Origin of the sequence: Pseudomonas sp. GW456-12-10-14-LB2 (assembly GCF_002884345.1) — a bacterium.
Taxonomy (GTDB): Bacteria; Pseudomonadota; Gammaproteobacteria; order Pseudomonadales; family Pseudomonadaceae; genus Aquipseudomonas; species Aquipseudomonas paraglycinae.
The window spans coordinates 31,605-51,017 of sequence record NZ_POHV01000018.1 but is presented as its reverse complement, the minus strand read 5'-3'; the positions used below and the strand labels follow the sequence as shown (position 1 = coordinate 51,017).

At 61.7% G+C, this 19,413-nt stretch carries 15 protein-coding genes; 7 read left to right on the top strand and 8 right to left on the bottom strand.

Going from position 1 to position 19,413, the window contains the following annotated elements; all coding sequences use genetic code 11:
- The first annotated feature begins 16 nt into the window (after positions 1-16).
- From C1X29_RS14530 to C1X29_RS14520, 3 genes are all read left to right on the top strand, one after another.
- Positions 17-2,179: a xanthine dehydrogenase family protein molybdopterin-binding subunit gene (locus tag C1X29_RS14530; protein WP_102717739.1), complete on the top strand. Its 2,163-nt coding sequence runs from the start codon at positions 17-19 to the stop codon at positions 2,177-2,179.
- A gap of 1 nt (position 2,180) precedes the next feature.
- Positions 2,181-2,759: a hypothetical protein gene (locus C1X29_RS14525; RefSeq protein ID WP_102687405.1), complete on the top strand. Its 579-nt coding sequence runs from the start codon at positions 2,181-2,183 to the stop codon at positions 2,757-2,759.
- A gap of 61 nt (positions 2,760-2,820) precedes the next feature.
- Entirely contained in the window at positions 2,821-3,786 is a 966-nt protein-coding gene (locus tag C1X29_RS14520) for a sensor domain-containing diguanylate cyclase (protein ID WP_102717738.1), read from the top strand.
- A gap of 113 nt (positions 3,787-3,899) precedes the next feature.
- Here the strand turns inward: C1X29_RS14520 and fabI are convergent, their stop codons facing one another.
- The 8 genes from fabI to gloB form a co-directional block, all read right to left on the bottom strand.
- Positions 3,900-4,694, bottom strand: coding sequence for an enoyl-ACP reductase FabI (gene fabI / locus C1X29_RS14515; protein WP_003202751.1), 795 nt, complete (start codon positions 4,692-4,694; stop codon positions 3,900-3,902).
- A 19-nt stretch (positions 4,695-4,713) separates the two neighbouring features.
- Entirely contained in the window at positions 4,714-6,324 is a 1,611-nt protein-coding gene (locus C1X29_RS14510; protein ID WP_007956946.1) for an ABC transporter ATP-binding protein, read from the bottom strand.
- Between the two features lies 1 nt (position 6,325).
- Positions 6,326-7,345 carry an ABC transporter permease gene (locus C1X29_RS14505; protein ID WP_085698849.1) on the bottom strand — a complete coding sequence of 340 codons (1,020 nt, stop codon included), beginning with the start codon at positions 7,343-7,345 and terminating at the stop codon, positions 6,326-6,328.
- Position 7,346: 1 nt separating this feature from the next.
- The gene (locus tag C1X29_RS14500; RefSeq protein WP_007956943.1) at positions 7,347-8,420 is read right to left on the bottom strand and encodes a microcin C ABC transporter permease YejB; all 1,074 of its coding nucleotides are present in this window, start codon (positions 8,418-8,420) and stop codon (positions 7,347-7,349) included.
- 4 nt (positions 8,421-8,424) lie between these two features.
- Entirely contained in the window at positions 8,425-10,266 is a 1,842-nt protein-coding gene (locus tag C1X29_RS14495) for an extracellular solute-binding protein (RefSeq protein WP_085748401.1), read from the bottom strand.
- Positions 10,263-12,095, bottom strand: coding sequence for an extracellular solute-binding protein (locus tag C1X29_RS14490; RefSeq protein ID WP_102717737.1), 1,833 nt, complete (start codon positions 12,093-12,095; stop codon positions 10,263-10,265). Before C1X29_RS14490 ends, C1X29_RS14495 begins: the two co-directional genes overlap by 4 nt.
- Positions 12,096-12,431: 336 nt before the next feature.
- A complete protein-coding gene (locus C1X29_RS14485; RefSeq protein ID WP_102717736.1) occupies positions 12,432-13,910 on the bottom strand; it encodes a transglycosylase SLT domain-containing protein in 1,479 nt (492 codons plus the stop codon).
- Positions 13,911-14,009: 99 nt separating this feature from the next.
- A complete protein-coding gene (gloB, locus tag C1X29_RS14480) occupies positions 14,010-14,777 on the bottom strand; it encodes a hydroxyacylglutathione hydrolase (RefSeq protein WP_085748416.1) in 768 nt (255 codons plus the stop codon).
- 65 nt (positions 14,778-14,842) lie between these two features.
- On the opposite strand from gloB, the gene C1X29_RS14475 reads away from it, so the two are divergent.
- The 4 genes from C1X29_RS14475 to C1X29_RS14460 all read left to right on the top strand — a co-directional run bounded on the left by C1X29_RS14475 (position 14,843) and on the right by C1X29_RS14460 (position 19,409).
- Positions 14,843-15,601, top strand: coding sequence for a methyltransferase domain-containing protein (locus tag C1X29_RS14475; RefSeq protein ID WP_007956935.1), 759 nt, complete (start codon positions 14,843-14,845; stop codon positions 15,599-15,601).
- A 93-nt stretch (positions 15,602-15,694) separates the two neighbouring features.
- Complete coding sequence (rnhA, locus tag C1X29_RS14470; RefSeq protein WP_003224162.1) at positions 15,695-16,156, top strand: ribonuclease HI; 462 nt, start codon at positions 15,695-15,697, stop codon at positions 16,154-16,156.
- 83 nt (positions 16,157-16,239) lie between these two features.
- Complete coding sequence (gene dnaQ / locus C1X29_RS14465) at positions 16,240-16,998, top strand: DNA polymerase III subunit epsilon (RefSeq protein ID WP_102687411.1); 759 nt, start codon at positions 16,240-16,242, stop codon at positions 16,996-16,998.
- Between the two features lie 155 nt (positions 16,999-17,153).
- Positions 17,154-19,409, top strand: a complete 2,256-nt coding sequence (locus tag C1X29_RS14460) for an Orn/Lys/Arg decarboxylase N-terminal domain-containing protein (protein ID WP_102717735.1) — start codon at positions 17,154-17,156, stop codon at positions 19,407-19,409.
- Positions 19,410-19,413: the final 4 nt, after the last annotated feature.

Sequence of the window (19,413 nt, the reverse complement as noted above, 5' to 3'; positions counted from 1 at the left end):
CGAGGGGAGGTGAGTGATGAACAGTCCTGTATCCCGTCGCGGATTTCTCAAGGGCAGCGCCGTGCTTGGCGGTGGTCTGGTGGTGGCGTTCGTGGTGCCCGGCGGCAACCGCTTTGCCATGGCGGCCGAGAATGAAGGCAAGGTGTTTGCGCCGAACGCGTTCCTGCGGATTGCGGCAGACAACAGCGTCACCGTGCTGCTCGGCCATTCGGAAATGGGCCAGGGCATCTGGACCGGGCTGACCATGTTGATCGCCGAAGAGCTGGACGCCGACTGGTCGAAGATCCGCGTCGAGCACTCGCCAGCTTCGGCAGCCGATTACGGCATGCCCGGTTTTGGCGGGATGCAGATTACCGGCGGATCGACTTCAACCTGGATGGAGTTCGACCGCTACCGCCTCGCTGGTGCCACCGCGCGGCAGATGCTGATCGAAGCGGCGGCCAAGCGTTTCAACGTGGCACCGTCGACGATCCGCACCGAATCCGGCGTGGTGATTGCCGGCGACAACCGCGCCACCTACGGCGAACTGGCGGACGCCGCCGGGCAACTGCCGGTGCCGGATCCGAAGTCGATCACCTTTAAAGAAGCCAAGGACTGGAAAGTCATCGGCAAACCCACCAAACGCCTCGACACCCCGGAAAAAATCACCGGTCGCGCCAAGTTCGGCATGGACGTGCAGTTCGACGGACTGATGACGGCGATGGTCGCGCGGGCGCCGGCATTCGGCGCCACGGTGAAATCCTTTGAAGGCGCTGAGGCGCTGGCGATCCCCGGCGTGCACAAAGTGGTGCAAGTGCCGACCGGTGTGGCGGTGGTCGCCGAGCACTATTGGGCGGCGAAACTCGGGCGCGATGCGTTGAAGGTCGATTGGGACCTGGGGCCGAACGCTGATCTGAGCAGTGAAAAGCTGTTGGCGAGTTTCCGCAAACTGGCGGCCACGCCGGGCACCTCGGCGGCGCAGGCCGGCGATGCCAAGGGCAACTTCGGCAAGGCAGCGCAAAAAATCGATGTTGAATACAGCGTGCCGTACCTGGCCCACGCGCCGATGGAGCCGCTCAACTGCACGGTGAAGATCAGCGCCGACAAGTGCGAAATCTGGACTGGCACCCAGTTCCAGACGCTGGACCAGATGGTCGCCGGCAAAATCACCGGACTCAAGCCGGAGCAGGTGGAGATCCACACCGAATTTCTTGGTGGTGGTTTCGGCCGGCGGGCCAACCCGACCTCGGACTTTGTCGCCGAAGCGGTGCAAGTGGCCAAGGCTGCCGCGATGCCGGTGAAAACCGTATGGTCGCGCGAAGACGATATTCGCGGCGGTTACTACCGCTCGATGTTCCTGCATCAGGCGAAGATCGGCCTCGGCGCCGACGGCCTGCCGCTGGCCTGGCAGCATGTGCTGGTCGGGCAATCGATCATGGCCGGCACCATGCTCGAGAAAACCATGGTCAAGAACGGTGTCGACCAGACGTCGGTCGAAGGCGTTTCGGACAGCCCGTACATCAAGGGACTGGCCCATCATCAGGTCGATCTGCACTCGCCGACCACCGGGATCAACGTGCTGTGGCTGCGTTCGGTGGGCCATAGCCATACCGCGTTTGTCATGGAGTCGCTGATCGATGAAATGGCCACGGCGGCGGGCAAGGACCCGGTGGAATACCGGCGAACGCTGCTCAAGGATCATGCCCGGCATCTGGGCGTGTTGAACCTGGCGGTGGAGAAGGCCAACTGGAAAGCCCCGCTGCCGGACGGCCATGCGCTGGGCGTGGCGGTGCACGAATCGTTCGGCAGTTACGTGGCGCAGGTGGCGGAGGTGTCACAGGACAATCTGGCGATCCGCGTGCATCGCGTGGTCTGCGCGGTGGACTGCGGGATTGCGGTCAACCCGCAGAGCATCGCTGCGCAGATGGAATCGTGCATCACCTTCGGCCTGGGCATGGCGCTGCACAGCAAACTGACGCTCAAGGACGGCCATGTCGTGCAGTCCAACTATCACGACTATCAGGTGTTGCGGCTCAATGAAATGCCGCTGGTCGAGGTGCACATCGTGCCCAGCAGCGAGAAACCCGGCGGCATCGGCGAGGCCGGTGTACCGCCCACGGCGCCGGCGGTGGCCAACGCGGTATTCGCCCTGACCGGGCAGCGCCTGCGGGAAATGCCGCTGCAATTGTCGGGGGTGTGAGATGAAACGACATTTGTTGTTGGGCACGGTGATTCTGCTTGGGCTGGGCGGTTACGCGTCGGATCTGTTCGCTGACGATCAGGAAGCCTTGAAGGCCTTCAGCACGGTGCAGAAAGTCTTCCAGAGCCCGCGCTGCCAGAACTGTCACATTCCCGGCGATTCGCCGTTGCAGTTCGACGCCGGCATCCCCCACGCGATGAACGTGGTACGCGGCATGGACGGCAAGGGCGCCGCCGGTTTGCCCTGCGCCACTTGCCACGCCGAAAGCAATCCGCCGGCCAGTTACGGCCCCCATGCGCCACCGGGCGCGCCGCACTGGAGCCTGCCGCCGGCCGCCCACAAGATGGCCTGGATCGGTCTGCCGCCGGATCGCTTGTGCGCAATGATCAAGGACCGCGCCAGCAACGGCGACCGGGACTTCGCCGCGCTGATCAAACACGTCAGCGAGGACAAACTGGTGCTCTGGGGCTGGAATCCCGGGGCAGGGCGCGCGCCGGTGCCAGTGCCGCACGATATCTTCGTGACCCAGTTCAAACTCTGGGCCGATGCGGGCGGGCCATGTCCGGTGGCCGGTGGATGAGAAGTTGAGTCATTGCTGATTCGGGCTACGCTCAACTGCATCGACGACAAAGGAGTGTGTGATGCTGGTACCCGGCAAACCCGCCAATGAAGCTGCGCGCATTCAAGCGCTGCAAGACCTGAAGCTGCTCGACACCGCACCGGAGGAGCGCTTCGACCGGCTGACGCGACTGGCCAAGCGTCTGTTCAACGTGCCGATCGCGCTGGTCACGCTGGTGGACAAGGAGCGGCAATGGTTCAAGTCGTGCGTGGGTCTGGACACGGCCGAAACGCCACGCTCTGTTTCATTCTGTGGCCATGCGATTCTCAAGGGCGAGCTCATGCTGGTACCTGACGCCCGAGAGGACGAGCGTTTCCACGACAACCCTTTAGTTACCGGGGAGCCGAACATCCGGTTCTACGCCGGTTATCCGCTGACCGTACCCAGCGGCAACAAGATGGGCACCTTGTGCCTGATCGACACCAAACCCCGCGATCTCGACGAAGAGGAGCGCGCCCTGCTGCGCGATCTGGCCGGCATGGCCGAGCAAGAGCTGACGGCCGTGCAGATGGCGAGCATGGACGAGCTGACGTTGCTGTCCAACCGTCGCGGCTTCAAGATGCTGGCCCAGCACGCGCTGGACGCCTGCGCACGCCTGCAAAAACCGGCGACGCTGCTGTTTTTCGATCTCAATGACTTCAAGCAGATCAACGACCTTTATGGGCACGCCGAGGGCGACAGCGCGCTGAAGAATTTCGCCGATGTGCTGCGCATCGCCTTTCGCGAGAGCGATGTGGTGGGACGGCTGGGCGGCGATGAATTCGTGGCGCTGCTGACCGGTTCAAGCCATGTCGAAACCACGGCGATCATGGCGCGACTCAAGGAAATTCTCGAAGAGCGCAATGCCACTTTGCACCGCGGTTATGCGATTCGCTTCAGCGTCGGCCAGATCGAATACAACCCGCAGCGCCATGACACCGTGGACAAGTTACTGGCGGATGCGGATGCAGCGATGTATGAGCACAAGCAAGCCTTGAAGCGTTGTTGATTCTGGCCTTATCGCCAGCAGGCTGGCTCCCACAGAAAAAGACGATGTTAACGAAATCGCAGGCATGAAAAAGCCCGCCTGAATAGGCGGGCTTTTTATCGGCAGCGCGAAGATTACTCTTCGATGTTGCCCATGGCGGTGGTGTTGAAGCCGCCGTCCACGTACATGATTTCACCGCTGATGCCCGACGCCAGGTCGGAGCACAGGAAGGCGCCGGCGTTGCCGACTTCTTCGATGGTGACGTTGCGGCGCAGCGGGGTTTGCGCTTCGTTGGCGGCCAGCATCTTGCGGAAGTTCTTGATGCCCGAAGCTGCCAGGGTACGGATCGGACCGGCCGATACGCAGTTGACGCGGGTGCCGTCCGGGCCCAGGGAACCGGCCAGGTAACGTACGCCGGCTTCCAGCGAAGCCTTGGCCATGCCCATCACGTTGTAGTTCGGCATGGTGCGCTCGGCGCCCAGGTAGGACAGGGTCAGCAGGCTGCCGTTGCGGCCTTTCATCATTTCACGGCCAGCTTTGGCCAGGGCCACGAAGCTGTAGGCGCTGATGTCGTGAGCGATGCGGAAGCCTTCACGGGTGGTGGCTTCGGTGAAGTCGCCGTCCAGTTGGTCGCCCGGGGCGAAGCCGACGGAGTGCACGATGCAGTCCAGGCCGTCCCACTTCTTGCTCAGTTCTTCGAAGACCTTGGCGATTTCTTCATCGCTGGCCACGTCGCACGGGAAGCACAGCTCAGGGCTCGAACCCCAGCCCTGTGCGAACTCTTCTACGCGACCTTTCAGTTTGTCGTTCTGATAAGTGAAGGCAAGCTCAGCGCCCTCGCGATGCATGGCGGCAGCGATGCCGGATGCGATGGACAGCTTGCTGGCGACACCGACGATCAGTACGCGCTTACCGGCGAGAAAACCCATGTGTTGCTCCTCTTTCAGGTTATTGCGCAGTGGCTGGTGCCAGGAAAGCGGCCTCCAGCAACTGCTGTGTATACGGATGTTGGGGGGCGGCAAAGATACTTTGCGCGTCTCCCTGTTCGACCACTTGGCCATGCTTGACCACCATCAGCTGGTGGCTCAGCGCTTTCACAACAGCCAGGTCATGGCTGATGAACAAATACGTCAGGTTGTACTTGGCTTGCAGTGAACGCAACAGTTCCACCACTTGCCGCTGCACCGTCCGGTCGAGGGCCGAAGTCGGCTCGTCCAGCAGGATCAGCGCCGGTTTGAGCACCAAGGCCCGGGCTATGGCAATTCGCTGCCGTTGCCCACCGGAAAATTCGTGGGGGTAGCGGTGCCGGGTTTCCGGATCCAGACCTACCTCCTTCAATGCCGCAATAATCGCCGCTTCCTGCTCGGCAGCGGTGCCCATCTTGTGGATCCGCAGGCCTTCGCCAACGATGTCATTCACGCACATCCGCGGGCTCAGGCTGCCAAACGGATCCTGAAACACCACCTGCATCTCCCGGCGCAACGGCCGGACTTCGCTCTGCGTCAGGCAGTCTAGCTGCTTGCCCTCAAAACGGATCGCACCTTTGCTGCCAATCAACCGCAGGATCGCCAGACCCAGGGTGGATTTGCCGGAACCGCTTTCCCCCACGATCCCCAGAGTTTGACCCTGAGGCAGGCTGAAATTGATGCCGTCCACTGCCTTGACGTGATCCACCGTGCGCTTGAGCAGGCCTTTCTTGATCGGGAACCAGACTTTCAGATCCTCGACTTCAAGCAGCGGCGCCCCGATTTTATTGCTCGCCGGGCCTCCGCTGGGCTCCGCGCCAAGCAGTTCCCGAGTGTACGGATGCTGCGGCGAACGGAACAGCTCTTCGCACGATGCCTGTTCGACGATGCAACCGCGCTGCATGACACATACTCGATGCGCAATTCTTCGCACGAGGTTCAAATCGTGACTGATCAGTAACAGCGCCATGCCCAATCGAGCCTGCAATTCCTTGAGCAGGTCGAGGATTTTCAGCTGAACGGTCACGTCCAGCGCAGTGGTCGGTTCGTCGGCGATCAGCAGTTCCGGCTCGTTGGCCAAGGCCATGGCGATCATCACCCGCTGGCGCTGGCCGCCGGACAATTCGTGGGGCAGGGCCTTGAGGCGCTTGTGCGGCTCGGGGATGCCGACCATCTCCAGCAACTCCAGCGTGCGCTTGGTCGCGACCTTGCCGGTCAGGCCCTTGTGGATGCCCAGCACCTCGTTGATCTGCTTCTCGATCGAGTGCAGCGGGTTGAGCGAGGTCATCGGCTCCTGAAAGATCATCGCGATCCGGTTGCCACGAATGTGACGGATGGTCTTTTCGCCCAGCTCCAGCAGGTTTTGCCCGGAATAATTGATGCTGCCGGCCGGATGCCGCGCCAGCGGATAGGGCAGCAGGCGCAGGATCGAATGCGCCGTCACCGACTTGCCCGAGCCTGACTCGCCGACCAGCGCCAGGGTTTCGCCGCGCTTGATGTCGAAACTCACGCCTTCGACCACCCGTTGCACGCGATCACCGATGCCGAACTCGACGGCCAGGTCGCGGATTTCGATCAGATTGTCCTGATTCATGTCACTTCCTCGGGTCGAAGGCATCGCGAGCGGACTCGCCGATGAACACCAGCAAACTCAACATCAGCGCCAGCACCGCAAACGCGCTCATGCCCAGCCACGGCGCCTGCAGGTTGGATTTGCCCTGAGCCACCAGCTCACCCAGCGACGGACTGCCGGCCGGCAAGCCGAAACCGAGGAAGTCCAGGGCGGTGAGGGTGCCGATGGCGCCGGTCAGGATGAACGGCATGAAGGTCATGGTCGAAACCATGGCGTTGGGCAGAATGTGGCGGAACATGATCGCGCCGTTCTGCATGCCCAGCGCTCTGGCTGCGCGCACGTATTCGAGGTTACGCCCGCGCAGGAACTCGGCGCGCACCACGTCCACCAGGCTCATCCACGAGAACAGCAGCATGATTCCCAGCAGCCACCAGAAGTTCGGCTGGACGAAACTGGCGAGGATGATCAGCAAGTACAACACTGGCAAGCCCGACCAGATCTCCAGAAAGCGCTGGCCGGCCAGATCGACCCAGCCGCCGTAGAAACCCTGCAAGGCGCCGGCAATGACGCCGATGATCGAGCTGAGCACGGTCAGGGTCAGGGCGAACAGCACGGAGATACGGAAGCCGTAGATCACCCGCGCCAGCACATCGCGGCCCTGATCGTCGGTGCCCAGCAGATTGTCCGCCGACGGTGGGGCGGGGGCCGGGACTTTCAGGTCGTAGTTGATGCTCTGGTAGCTGAACGGAATCGGTGCCCACAGCACCCACGCGTCCTTGGCCTTGAGCAGTTCGCGGATGTACGGGCTCTTGTAGTTGGCTTCCAGCGGAAATTCGCCGCCGAAGGTGGTTTCCGGGTAGCGCTTGATCGCCGGGAAATACCAGTTGTTGTCGTAATGCACCACCAGCGGCTTGTCGTTGGCGATCAGCTCGGCGCCGAGGCTCAGGCCGAACAGGATCAGAAACAGCCACAGCGACCACCAGCCACGCTTGTTGGCCTTGAACAGTTCGAAGCGCCGGCGGTTGAGAGGGGACAGGTTCATCTCAATGCTCCCGGCTGGCAAAGTCGATGCGCGGATCGACAAGGGTGTAGGTGAGGTCGCCGATCAGTTTCACCACCAGCCCCAGCAGGGTGAAGATGAACAGGGTGCCGAACACCACCGGGTAATCGCGGTTGATCGCCGCTTCGAAGCTCATCAGGCCGAGGCCGTCGAGGGAGAAGATCACTTCCACCAGTAGGGAACCTGTGAAGAAGATGCCGATGAACGCCGACGGAAACCCGGCAATCACCAGCAGCATCGCATTGCGGAACACATGGCCGTAGAGCACGCGGTGGCGGGTCAGGCCCTTGGCCTTGGCGGTGACCACGTATTGCTTGTTGATCTCGTCAAGGAAGCTGTTTTTGGTCAGCAGGGTCATGGTTGCGAAGTTGCCGATCACCAGCGCCGTCACCGGCAGTGCCAGGTGCCAGAAGTAATCGAGTACCTTGCCGCCCAGGCTCAGCTCATCGAAGTTGTTCGAGGTCAGGCCGCGTAGAGGAAACCAGTCCAGATAACTGCCGCCGGCAAACACCACGATCAGCAGAATCGCAAACAGGAACGCCGGGATCGCATAACCGACGATGATCGCCGAACTGGTCCATACGTCGAAATGACTGCCGTGCCGCGTGGCCTTGGCGATCCCCAGCGGAATCGACACCAGGTACATGATCAACGTGCTCCACAGCCCGAGGGAGATCGACACCGGCATCTTTTCCTTGATCAAGTCGATGACCTTGGCATCGCGGAAAAAACTGTCGCCGAAATCCAGCCGGGCGTAGTTCTTGACCATGATCCACAGACGTTCCGGGGCCGATTTGTCGAACCCGTACATCTTCTCGATTTCCTTGATCAGCGCCGGGTCCAGCCCTTGCGCACCGCGATAGGAGGAGCCGGCCACCGACACTTCGGCACCGCCGCCGGCGATGCGGCTGGTGGCGCCTTCGAAGCCTTCGAGCTTGGCGATCATCTGTTCCACCGGCCCGCCGGGCGCGGCCTGGATGATCACGAAGTTGATCAGCAGAATGCCGAACAGGGTCGGGATGATCAGCAGCAGTCGCCGAAAAATGTACGCCAGCATCTGATTACTCCGTGCCCACAGGGTCGGCTTGCAGTTGGGTTTCGACTTCTACCGCCGGCTTCGCATCGGGCTTGACCCACCAAGTGTTAATGCCGATGTCGTATTTGGGGGAGACTTTCGGGTGGCCGATGTGGTTCCAGTACGCCACGCGCCAGGTCTTGATGTGCCAGTTGGGGATCACGTAGTAGCCCCATTGCAGCACACGGTCGAGGGCGCGGGCGTGGGCCACCAGGCTTTTGCGCGAATCGGCGTTGATCAGGTTCTCCACCAGGTGATCGACCACCGGGTCCTTGAGGCCGATCGAATTTCGGCTGCTGGACTTGTCGGCGGCGGCGCTCATCCAGAATTCGCGCTGCTCGTTGCCGGGCGAGTTGGACTGCGGAAAGCTGCCGACCATCATGTCGAAGTCTCGCGAGCGCACGCGATTGACGTACTGCGAGACGTCGACGCGGCGGATCACCAGGTCGATGCCGAGGTCGCTGAGGTTGCGCTTGAACGGCAACAACACGCGTTCGAATTCGGTCTGCGCCAGGAGGAATTCGATGACCACCGGTTTGCCGGTCGCGTCGACCATTTTGTCGTCGACGATTTTCCAGCCAGCCTCTTGCAGCAACTGATACGCCTCGCGCTGTTGCGTGCGGATCATGCCGCTGGCGTCGGTTTTCGGATTTTCGAAGGCTTCGCTGAACACCTGCGCCGGCAGCTGGCTGCGGAACGGATCGAGGATCGCCACCTGTTCTGCATCAGGCAGGCCGGTGGCGGCCATTTCCGAGTTTTCAAAATAACTGCGGGTGCGCGCATAAGCGCCGTTGAACAGTTGCTTGTTGGTCCATTCGAAGTCGAACAGCAGGCCGAGGGCCTGGCGTACCCGCACGTCCTGAAACACCGGACGGCGCAAATTGAAGACGAAGCCCTGCATGCCGGTCGGATTGCTGTTGGCAATCTGTTCCTTGATCAGCCGCCCTTCGGTCACTGCAGGCACGTTGTAGGCGTTGGCCCAGTTTTTCGCGGCCATTTCCAGCCAGTAATCGAACTGCCCGGCTTTCAACGCTTCCAGCGCGACGGTGTTGTCGCGGTAATAGTCGGTGGTCATTACGTCGAAGTTGTAGAAACCGCGATTGACCGGCAGATCCTTGCCCCAATAGTCCTTGACCCGCTCGTAACGCACCGAACGCCCGGCCTTCACTTGCGTAACCTTGTACGGGCCGCTGCCCAGCGGGATTTCCAGGTTGCCCTTGTTGAAATCACGCTCGGCCCACCAGTGTTTCGGCAGCACCGGCAACTGACCGAGGATCAGCGGCAGTTCGCGGTTGTTGGTGTGCTTGAACTTGAACAGCACCTTGAGCGGGTCTTCGGCGATCACTTCCTCGACGTCGGCGTAGTAGCCGCGATACATCGGCGCGCCTTCCTTGGTCAGGGTCTGGAAGCTGAATACCACATCGTCGGCGCGTACCGGGTGGCCGTCGTGAAACTTCGCTTCGGGACGCAGGTAGAAGCGCACCCAGCTGTTGTCCGGGGCCTTTTCGATCTTGCTGGCGATCAGGCCGTATTCGGTGAATGGCTCGTCCAGACCCTGTTTGGCCAGGGTGTCGTAGATCAGGCCGATATCGTCCGCCGGCACGCCTTTGCTGATGAACGGATTGAGGCTGTCGAAGCCGCCGAAGCCGGCCTGGCGGAAGATCCCGCCCTTGGGCGCGTCAGGGTTTACATAGTCGAAGTGCTTGAAGTCGGCGGGGTACTTCGGCGGCTCGTTGTACAGGGTCACGGCGTGTTGCGGGGCGGCCAAGGCCAGCCCGGTGAACAACAGACCGCTGGCCTGCACGAGCAGGGCGCGGATAGGCTTCATCGATCTTTCTCCGAAGATTTCAGCCACCACGCGCTCAGGCCCAGGGTGTAGGGCGGCGTGGTGACGAAGGCGAACCGGTTGCGGTACGCCAGACGGTGATAATTGAGGTACCAGTTGGGAATGCTGTAGTGCTGCCAGAGCAGCACGCGGTCCAGTGCCTTGCCGGCAGCGACTTGTTCGTCGCGGGTTTGCGCGGCGAGCAAGTGTTCAAGCAGATGATCAACCACCGGATTGGCGATGCCCGCGTAATTCTTGCTGCCCTTGACCCCGACCTGGCTGGAGTGGAAGTACTGCCACTGTTCCAGCCCCGGGCTGAGGGTCTGGTTGAGGGTCATCAGGATCATGTCGAAATCGAACTGATCCAGACGCTGTTTGTACTGGGCACGATCCACGGTGCGCAGGCGCGCGTCGATGCCGATGCTGTTGAGGTTTTCAATGTACGGCTGGAGGATCCGCTCCAGGTTCGGATTGACCAGCAGCAGCTCGAAACGCAGCGGCTGGCCGGCGGTGTTCTGCAAGCGCTGGCCATTGAGCTTCCAGCCGGCCTCGGCCAGCAGCGCCAGGGCTTTGCGCATTGTTTCCCGAGGGATGCCGCGACCGTCGGTCTGCGGCAGCGTGAACGGTTCGGTGAAGAGGCGCGCCGGCAGTTGATCCTTGTACGGCTTGAGCATCAGCCATTCATGGCCGACCGGCAGGCCGACGGCGCTGAACTCGCTGTTGGGGTAGTAGCTGGTGGTGCGCTTGTAGGCATCGCTGAACAGCGCGCGGTTGGTCCATTCGAAGTCGAACATCAGGCCGAGGGCTTCGCGGGTCTTGACGTCAGCGAAGGTCGCGCGCCGGGTGTTCATGAACAAGCCCTGGCTCTGGGTCGGGATCTGGTGCGGGATCTGCGCCTTTATCACGTCGCCGCGACGGATCGCCGGGAAGTTGTAACCGTTGGCCCAGTTCTTCGCCTGATGCTCGATATAAATGTCGAACTCGCCGGCCTTGAATGCTTCGAAGGCCACATCGCTGTCGCGGTAGAACTCGACTTCCATGCGATCGAAGTTGTATTTGCCGCGGTTGACTGGCAGGTCCTTGCCCCAGTAGTCCTTGACCCGCTCGAAAATCAACTGCCGCCCCGGCGTGACCGAGGTGATGCGGTACGGCCCGCTGCCCAGCGGCGGCTCGAAGGTGGTGGCCTTGAAGTCGCGACCTTTCCAGTAATGCTGGGGCAGTACCGGCAACTCACCCAGACGCAGGATCAGCAACGGATTGCCGCTGCGCTTGAGTACAAAGCGGATGCGCTGCGGGTTGAGGATATCAACCCGCAGCACTTCCTGAAGGGCGGTGCGGTACAGCGGATGACCTTCCTTGAGCAGCAGGCGATAGGAGAACGCCACGTCGTACGCGGTAATCGGCGTGCCGTCGTGGAAGCGCGCTTGCGGGCGCAGATTGAACACCACCCAGCTGCGATCTTCGCTGTACTCCACCGATTGGGCGATCAAGCCGTAACTGGACGCCGGTTCGTCACCGGACGGTGCGTATTGCCCAGTGCCGACCATCAGCGGCTCGTTCAGCTCGTTGATGCCGTATTGCAGGAAATTCGCCGTGGTGACCGGGCTGGTGCCCTTGAAGGTGTAGGGGTTGAGCGTATCGAAGGTGCCAAACGCCATCACCCGCAAGGTGCCGCCCTTGGGCGCTTGCGGGTTGACCCAGTCGAAGTGGGTAAATCTGGCCGGGTACTTGAGCGTGCCGAACTGCGCATAACCGTGGCTTTCGGTGATCGCCGCGCTGACGGGGGAGCTCAAGGCCAGGCTGATCAGGAGCAGGAGGAGGGGACGCTTCAAGTCAGATCCGATCCAGGCGGCTTGGGCTTTGTGGGCCGTACAGTAACAGCTTGTATGGACAGGAAAAAGACAGGTGCTTAATGCGCGGTTAATCGGCAAGGCCAAGAGCCCCTCACCCTAGCCCTCTCCCGGAGGGAGAGGGAACTGACGGCGATGTCTTGCGTGATACATCGACCTGAAAAACCGAGTCGATTATGGATTCAAAGCAAGTCGTTCAAGTCGGCGTAGATCTCCAATATCCCCGGATCGGTCCCCTCTCCCTCCGGGAGAGGGCTAGGGTGAGGGAAGGCTTTTGGTCCAAGCGAAAAAAAGCCCCTGAAATTCAGGGGCTCTTTGTCAGTGCGGCTGGTAGACCGTGAGCATCTGCCCAGGCTTGAGCGCCTTGCCGGCGCCCGGATTCCAGCGCTTGAGGTGTTGCATCTCGACGTTGAAGCGCTTGGCCACCACGTACAGCGTGTCGCCGCGTTTGACCTTGTACTGGGTCTGCTGCTTGCTGTCGTCCTTGTCTTTGGCCTTGCTGCTGGTCTTGCTGTTGGCAGCGACGACCGTATTGATGCGTCCGCCATTCTTGCGGGTCGGCGTGCGCTGGGTGGTGTCGCGCATGACCAGGGTCTGGCCGACCTTGAGGTTCTTGCCGGTCAGCTTGTTCCAGCGTTGCAGGTCCTTGACCTCGACCTTGTTGGCCTTGGCGATGGAACCGAGGTTGTCGCCACGCTTGACCCGATAAGCGCGCTTGGCCTGTGCGATCTCGCTCGGATCGGCGCCTTCGAACACCGGTTTCAGCGAACGCGGGCTGATCAGCTCTTCAGGACGCATGGTCTGCAGGCTGGCGGTCAGCAGTTGCGCCTTCGAGGTCGGCACCAGCAGGTGCTGCGGGCCGTCGATGGTGGTGCGCTGCTTGAACGCCGGGTTGAGCTGGAACAGCTCGTCTTCGTCGATGTTGGCCACCGCTGCGACCTTGGACAGGTCCATGCGCTGGTTGATTTCGACGACCTGGAAATACGGTTCGTTGGCGATCGGGTTGAGGTTCACGCCATAAGCTTCAGGCGTTAGTACCACTTGCGAGAGCGCCAGCAGTTTCGGCACGTAAGCCTGGGTTTCCGCCGGCAGAGGCAGGTTCCAGTAGTCGGTCGGCAGGCCGAGCTTTTCGTTGCGCTCGATAGCGCGGCTGACCGTGCCTTCACCGGCGTTGTACGCGGCCAGGGCCAGCAGCCAGTCACCGTTGAACATGTCGTGCAGGCGGGTCAGGTAGTCCATCGCTGCCGTGGTCGAGGCAGTAATGTCGCGACGGCCATCGTAGAAACGGGTCTGGCGCAGGTTGAAGTAGCGCCCGGTGGACGGGATGAACTGCCAGAGGCCCACTGCGTCGGCCCGGGAATAGGCCATCGGGTTGTAGGCGCTTTCGATGACCGGCAGCAGCGCCAGCTCCAGCGGCATGTTGCGTTCTTCGAGGCGCTCGACGATGTAATGAATGTAGAGGCTGCCGCGTTCGCCGGCGTTCTCGAGGAAGGAAGGGTTACTGGCGAACCACAGGCGCTGTTGCTCGATGCGCGGGTTCACGCCCAGACCTTCCTGCAGCTGGAAACCACTGCGCATGCGCTCCCAGATGTCCTGAGGCACCTGCGGGCTGGGCTTTTCGGACAACCAGATAGGCTTCTGCTTGGCTCGCGCAGCAATGTTCGGCGTATGTGTCGCTTCAGTCTGCGGAGCGTGGCTGGAACAGCCCGCCAGTGTGGCGGACACAGCCACCGCGATGGCTTGCGCCAGGCGGGTCAAAGCATCTGAATTGACGGACTTACGTATGGATGACGACATTGGCTGGAAGTAAGTTCCGGGCAAAAATGTCGGGCGATTCTAGAAAGCGCACCCCCTGCGGTCAACCATTCAGAATTTTTGTACCAAGCGGTGAGCCACTTAGAACGTATCTTTCCATGCCCGCAGAGCCGCAAAAACCTCACTCGGCGCCCGGTTTTGAGGGCCGTTCCGTTCGTCCACTTTTTGTGTAACTAATATTTCACCGGTGCGCAAAAAGGGGTTTGTGAGCTTTTCCAGCGCGAGAGTCGAGGGCAGGGTCATCACACCGTTGTCACGTTGCTGGCTGACTTTTTCCAGACGGGCGGCGATGTCCCGGTTGCCCGGCTCCACGGCGGCGGCAAATTTCAGGTTGCTCAGGGTGTATTCGTGGGTGCAGTAGACCAGCGTGTCTTCCGGCAGCGCCGCCAGACGGCTCAACGACTGGTGCATCTGTTGCGGCGTGCCTTCGAACAGGCGGCCGCAACCGGCAGCGAACAGGGTGTCGCCACAGAACAGCAGGCCATGATGGTAGTAGGCGATGTGTCCCAGGGTGTGGCCAGGCACGGCGTAGACGTCGAAGTCCCAGCCGAGCACGCGCACCGTGTCGTTGTCCTTGAGGGCCACGTCACGCCCCGGGATGCTTTCGCTGGCCGGCCCGTAGACCGTGGCGCCGGTAGCCTTTTTCAGCGTCTCGACGCCGCCGACATGGTCGTGGTGATGGTGGGTGATGAGGATGTCGCCGAGCACCCAGCCCGGATGCGCGTCGAGCCACGCCTGCACGGGGGCGGCATCCCCCGGATCGACCACTGCGCAACGCTGGGTGGCATGATCCTGTAACAACCAGATGTAGTTGTCGGTGAAGGCGGGCAGGGCACTGATCTGTATCATCGTCGAATTCGCCAAGCGGGTAACATTGGCGCATCTTAGAGGTTCCTGGCGTGTTGGAGAATGCAATGATCGATAAAGCGTTCGCTCAGGCCGATCCTGACTGGCTCGCGCTGATCGGTGCAGCCCGTGAATGGCTGTCCGGCCCCCTCGGGCAATTTCTGCTGGACGAAGAACGGCGCATGCTCGAAGACGAGCTGGGCCGGTTCTTTGGCGGCTATCTGGTGCATTACGGCCCGTCCGCCGAAACACCGCCGTCGGCGCCGCAGGTGCAGCGCAACGTGCGGCTTGGCGCGCCGTTGCCGGGCGTGGAGATCGTCTGCGAAGAACAGGCCTGGCCGTTGAGCGAGCACGCCGCCGACGTGGTGGTGTTGCAGCACGGCCTGGATTTCTGCCTGTCGCCCCACGGACTTTTGCGCGAAGCGGCCAGCAGCGTGCGCCCCGGCGGGCATCTGCTGATCGTCGGCATCAACCCCTGGAGCACCTGGGGGCTGCGCCATGTATTCGCCCATGATGCGTTGCGTCAGGCGCGCTGCATCTCGCCGTCACGGGTGGCCGACTGGCTCAACCTGCTGGGCTTCGCGCTGGAGAAACGCCGCTTCGGGTGCTATCGTCCGCCGCTCGCGTCACCCAAGTGGCAGGCCCGTCTGGCCGGCTGGGAACGCAAGGCTGGCGACTGGCAACTGTCGGGCGGCGGCTTCTATTTACTGGTCGCGCGCAAGATCGTGGTCGGCCTGCGTCCGGTGCGTCAGGAACGCCGCGAGCCGATGGGCAAGCTGATTCCGTTGCCGATGGCCAAGGTCAACCGCCGGCGCATCGAACCGTAAAACCTTCTTTTATTTGTGGCCGGGTCAATCCTGGCCTCGGCCATTGTCGATCCGTGATCGGCGAGGCCACGCATTTTTTCTGGATATACTGGCATGAGCGAAAGCGTCGATAGCGTAGAACTGTTCACTGACGGCGCCTGCAAGGGCAACCCCGGCCCGGGCGGCTGGGGCGCCTTGCTGGTGTGCAAGGGCGTTGAAAAGGAACTGTGGGGCGGCGAAGCCAATACCACCAACAACCGCATGGAGCTGCTCGGTGCGATTCGCGGCCTGGAAGCCCTCAAGCGTCCGTGCGAAGTGCTGCTGGTGACCGACTCGCAATACGTGATGAAAGGCATCAACGAGTGGATGGCCAACTGGAAGAAACGCGGCTGGAAAACCGCCGCCAAGGAGCCAGTGAAAAACGCCGACCTGTGGAAAGAGCTCGACGAGCAGGTCAACCGCCACAAGGTCACCTGGAAATGGGTCCGCGGCCACATCGGCCACCACGGCAACGAACGCGCCGACCAGCTGGCCAACCGCGGGGTGGATGAGGTTCGCGGTTACAAGCAGAGCTGAATCCTTCCCACTGAAACACTCCCGGCGAGCGTGTTAACATCGCCGCTTTTGCACGATTGACCCCCGTTGAGAGCTGAACACTGATGGCCACCAGATCCGTTGTACTCGATACCGAAACCACCGGCATGCCGGTGACCGACGGCCACCGGATTATCGAAATCGGTTGTGTCGAGTTGATCGGTCGACGCCTGACGGGTCGGCACTTTCACGTTTACCTGCAACCGGATCGCGAGAGTGATGAAGGCGCGATTGCCGTTCACGGCATCACCAACGAATTCCTGGTCGGCAAGCCGCGTTTCGCCGAAGTGGCCGACGAGTTTTTCGAGTTCATCAACGGCGCGCAGCTGATCATCCATAACGCGGCGTTCGACGTTGGCTTCATCAACAACGAATTCGCCCTGATGGGCCAGCAGGATCGCGCGGACATCACGCAGCACTGCACGATCCTCGACACCCTGATGATGGCCCGGGAACGTCACCCGGGTCAGCGCAATAGCCTCGATGCCTTGTGCAAACGCTACGGCGTCGACAACTCCGGCCGTGAGCTGCACGGCGCATTGCTCGACTCGGAGATTCTCGCCGACGTCTACCTGACCATGACCGGTGGCCAGACCAGCCTGTCCCTGGCCGGCAACGCCTCCGATGGCAACGGAACCGGCAATGGTGCGGACAACTCCGCCACCGAAATCCGTCGTCTGCCGGCAGATCGTCAGCCGGGGCGAATCATTCGCGCTACCGAGGCCGAGCTGGCCGAACACCAGGTGCGTCTGGAAATCATCGCCAAGTCGGCCGGCGCCCCGGCGCTGTGGACCCAGCTGCTGGAAGCCGAAGCCCAGGCGTAAGACAAAAAAGGATCGTCCGGACACTCAAGCCGTGTCCGGACGATCCTTTGTTTTTGGCAGTACTGACAACTGGCCACCCTCGCCACATCGGCTCCGACCCTCTACCCTGAGGACATTGGCAGATCACTCTCCGCCGCCTCAGGACACTGAGCCCCATGTACAAAGATCTGAAGTTCCCGGTATTGATCGTCCACCGCGACATCAAGGCCGACACGGTTGCCGGTGACCGCATCCGCGGAATCGCCCGAGAGCTGGAGCTGGAAGGTTTCAGTATCGTTTCGGCCACGGACTACACCGAAGGCCGGCTGGTGGCGTCGACCCACCATGGTCTGGCGTGCATGCTGATCGCCGCCGAAGATGCCAGCACCAATTCCCATCTGTTGCAGAACATGGCCGAACTGATCGGTCTGGCCCGGGTGCGGGCGCCGGATCTGCCGATCTTTGCCCTTGGCGAGCAAGTCACCCTGGAAAACGCCCCGGCCGATGCCATGGCCGAGCTCAACCAGTTGCGCGGCATTCTCTACCTGTTCGAAGACACGGTGCCGTTTCTCGCCCGGCAAGTGGCGCGGGCGGCGCGCAAATACCTGGACGGGCTGTTGCCGCCATTCTTCAAGGCGCTGGTGCAGCATACGGCCGATTCCAATTATTCCTGGCACACCCCCGGTCATGGCGGTGGTGTGGCGTATCACAAGAGTCCGGTGGGGCAGGCGTTTCACCAGTTCTTCGGGGAAAACACCCTGCGCTCCGATTTATCGGTGTCGGTGCCGGAGCTGGGTTCCTTGCTCGACCACACCGGGCCACTCGCCGAGGCGGAAGCGCGAGCCGCGCGCAATTTCGGCGCCGATCACACCTTTTTCGTGATCAATGGCACCTCGACCGCCAACAAGATCGTCTGGCATTCGATGGTCGGGCGCGATGATCTGGTGCTGGTGGATCGCAACTGTCACAAGTCGGTGTTGCACGCGATCATCATGACCGGCGCGATTCCACTGTACCTGTGCCCGGAGCGCAATGAGCTGGGGATCATTGGTCCGATTCCGCTCAGTGAATTCAGTCGCGAATCGATTCAGGCCAAGATCGATGCCAGCCCGCTGACCAAGGGCCGCGAGCCGAAAGTCAAACTGGCGGTGATCACCAACTCGACCTACGACGGCCTCTGTTACAACGCCGAGCTGATCAAGCAGAGTCTGGGCAACAGCGTCGAAGTCCTGCATTTCGACGAAGCCTGGTACGCCTACGCGGCGTTTCACGAATTTTTTGCCGGCCGTTACGGCATGGCCACCTCGCGCAGCGAGGACAGTCCGCTGGTGTTCACCACCCATTCCACCCACAAACTGCTGGCGGCGTTCAGCCAGGCCTCGATGATTCATGTGCAGGACGGCGGCGCGCGGCAACTGGATCGCGACCGGTTCAACGAAGCGTTCATGATGCACATCTCGACGTCGCCGCAGTACAGCATCATTGCTTCGCTGGACGTCGCCTCGGCGATGATGGAAGGCCCGGCCGGACGCTCGCTGCTGCAGGAAACCTTCGACGAAGCCCTGAGCTTTCGCCGGGCCCTGGCCAATCTGCGTCAGCACATCGCCGCTGACGATTGGTGGTTCTCGATCTGGCAGCCACCGGGTGTCGAGGGCATCGACCGGGTGCAGACCGAGGACTGGCTGCTGCAACCGGATGCGGACTGGCACGGTTTCGGCGAGGTCAGCGACGACTACGTACTGCTCGACCCGATCAAGGTCACTTTGGTCATGCCGGGCCTGACTGCTGGCGGCGCTTTGAGCGACAAGGGCATTCCGGCAGCCGTGGTCAGCCGTTTCCTCTGGGAGCGCGGGCTGGTGGTGGAGAAAACCGGTCTGTATTCATTTCTGGTGCTGTTCTCCATGGGCATCACCAAAGGCAAGTGGAGCACGCTGTTGACCGAACTGCTGGAGTTCAAGCGCAGCTACGACGCCAACGTCAGCCTCGATACCTGCCTCAAGTGCGTCGCCCAGGAAGATCCTGTGCGCTATCGCGGCATGGGCCTGCGCGATCTGTGCGATCAGCTCCACGCCTGCTACCGCAGCAACGCCACCGCCAGACACCTCAAGCGCATGTACACCGTGCTGCCGGAAATCGCCATGAAACCGGCCCATGCTTACGACCAACTGGTGCGCGGCGAGGTCGAGGCGGTGCCGATCGACGAGCTGGAAGGTCGGGTGGCGGCGGTGATGCTGGTGCCATACCCGCCGGGGATTCCGCTGATCATGCCCGGCGAACGTTTTACCGAATCCACGCGCTCGATCATCGAATACCTCAGGTTTGCCCGCACGTTCGACGCAACGTTTCCGGGCTTCGTGGTCGATGTGCACGGTCTGCAACATGAAGATGAGGGCAATGGGCGGCAATACACCGTCGATTGCGTCAAGGAGTGAGGGC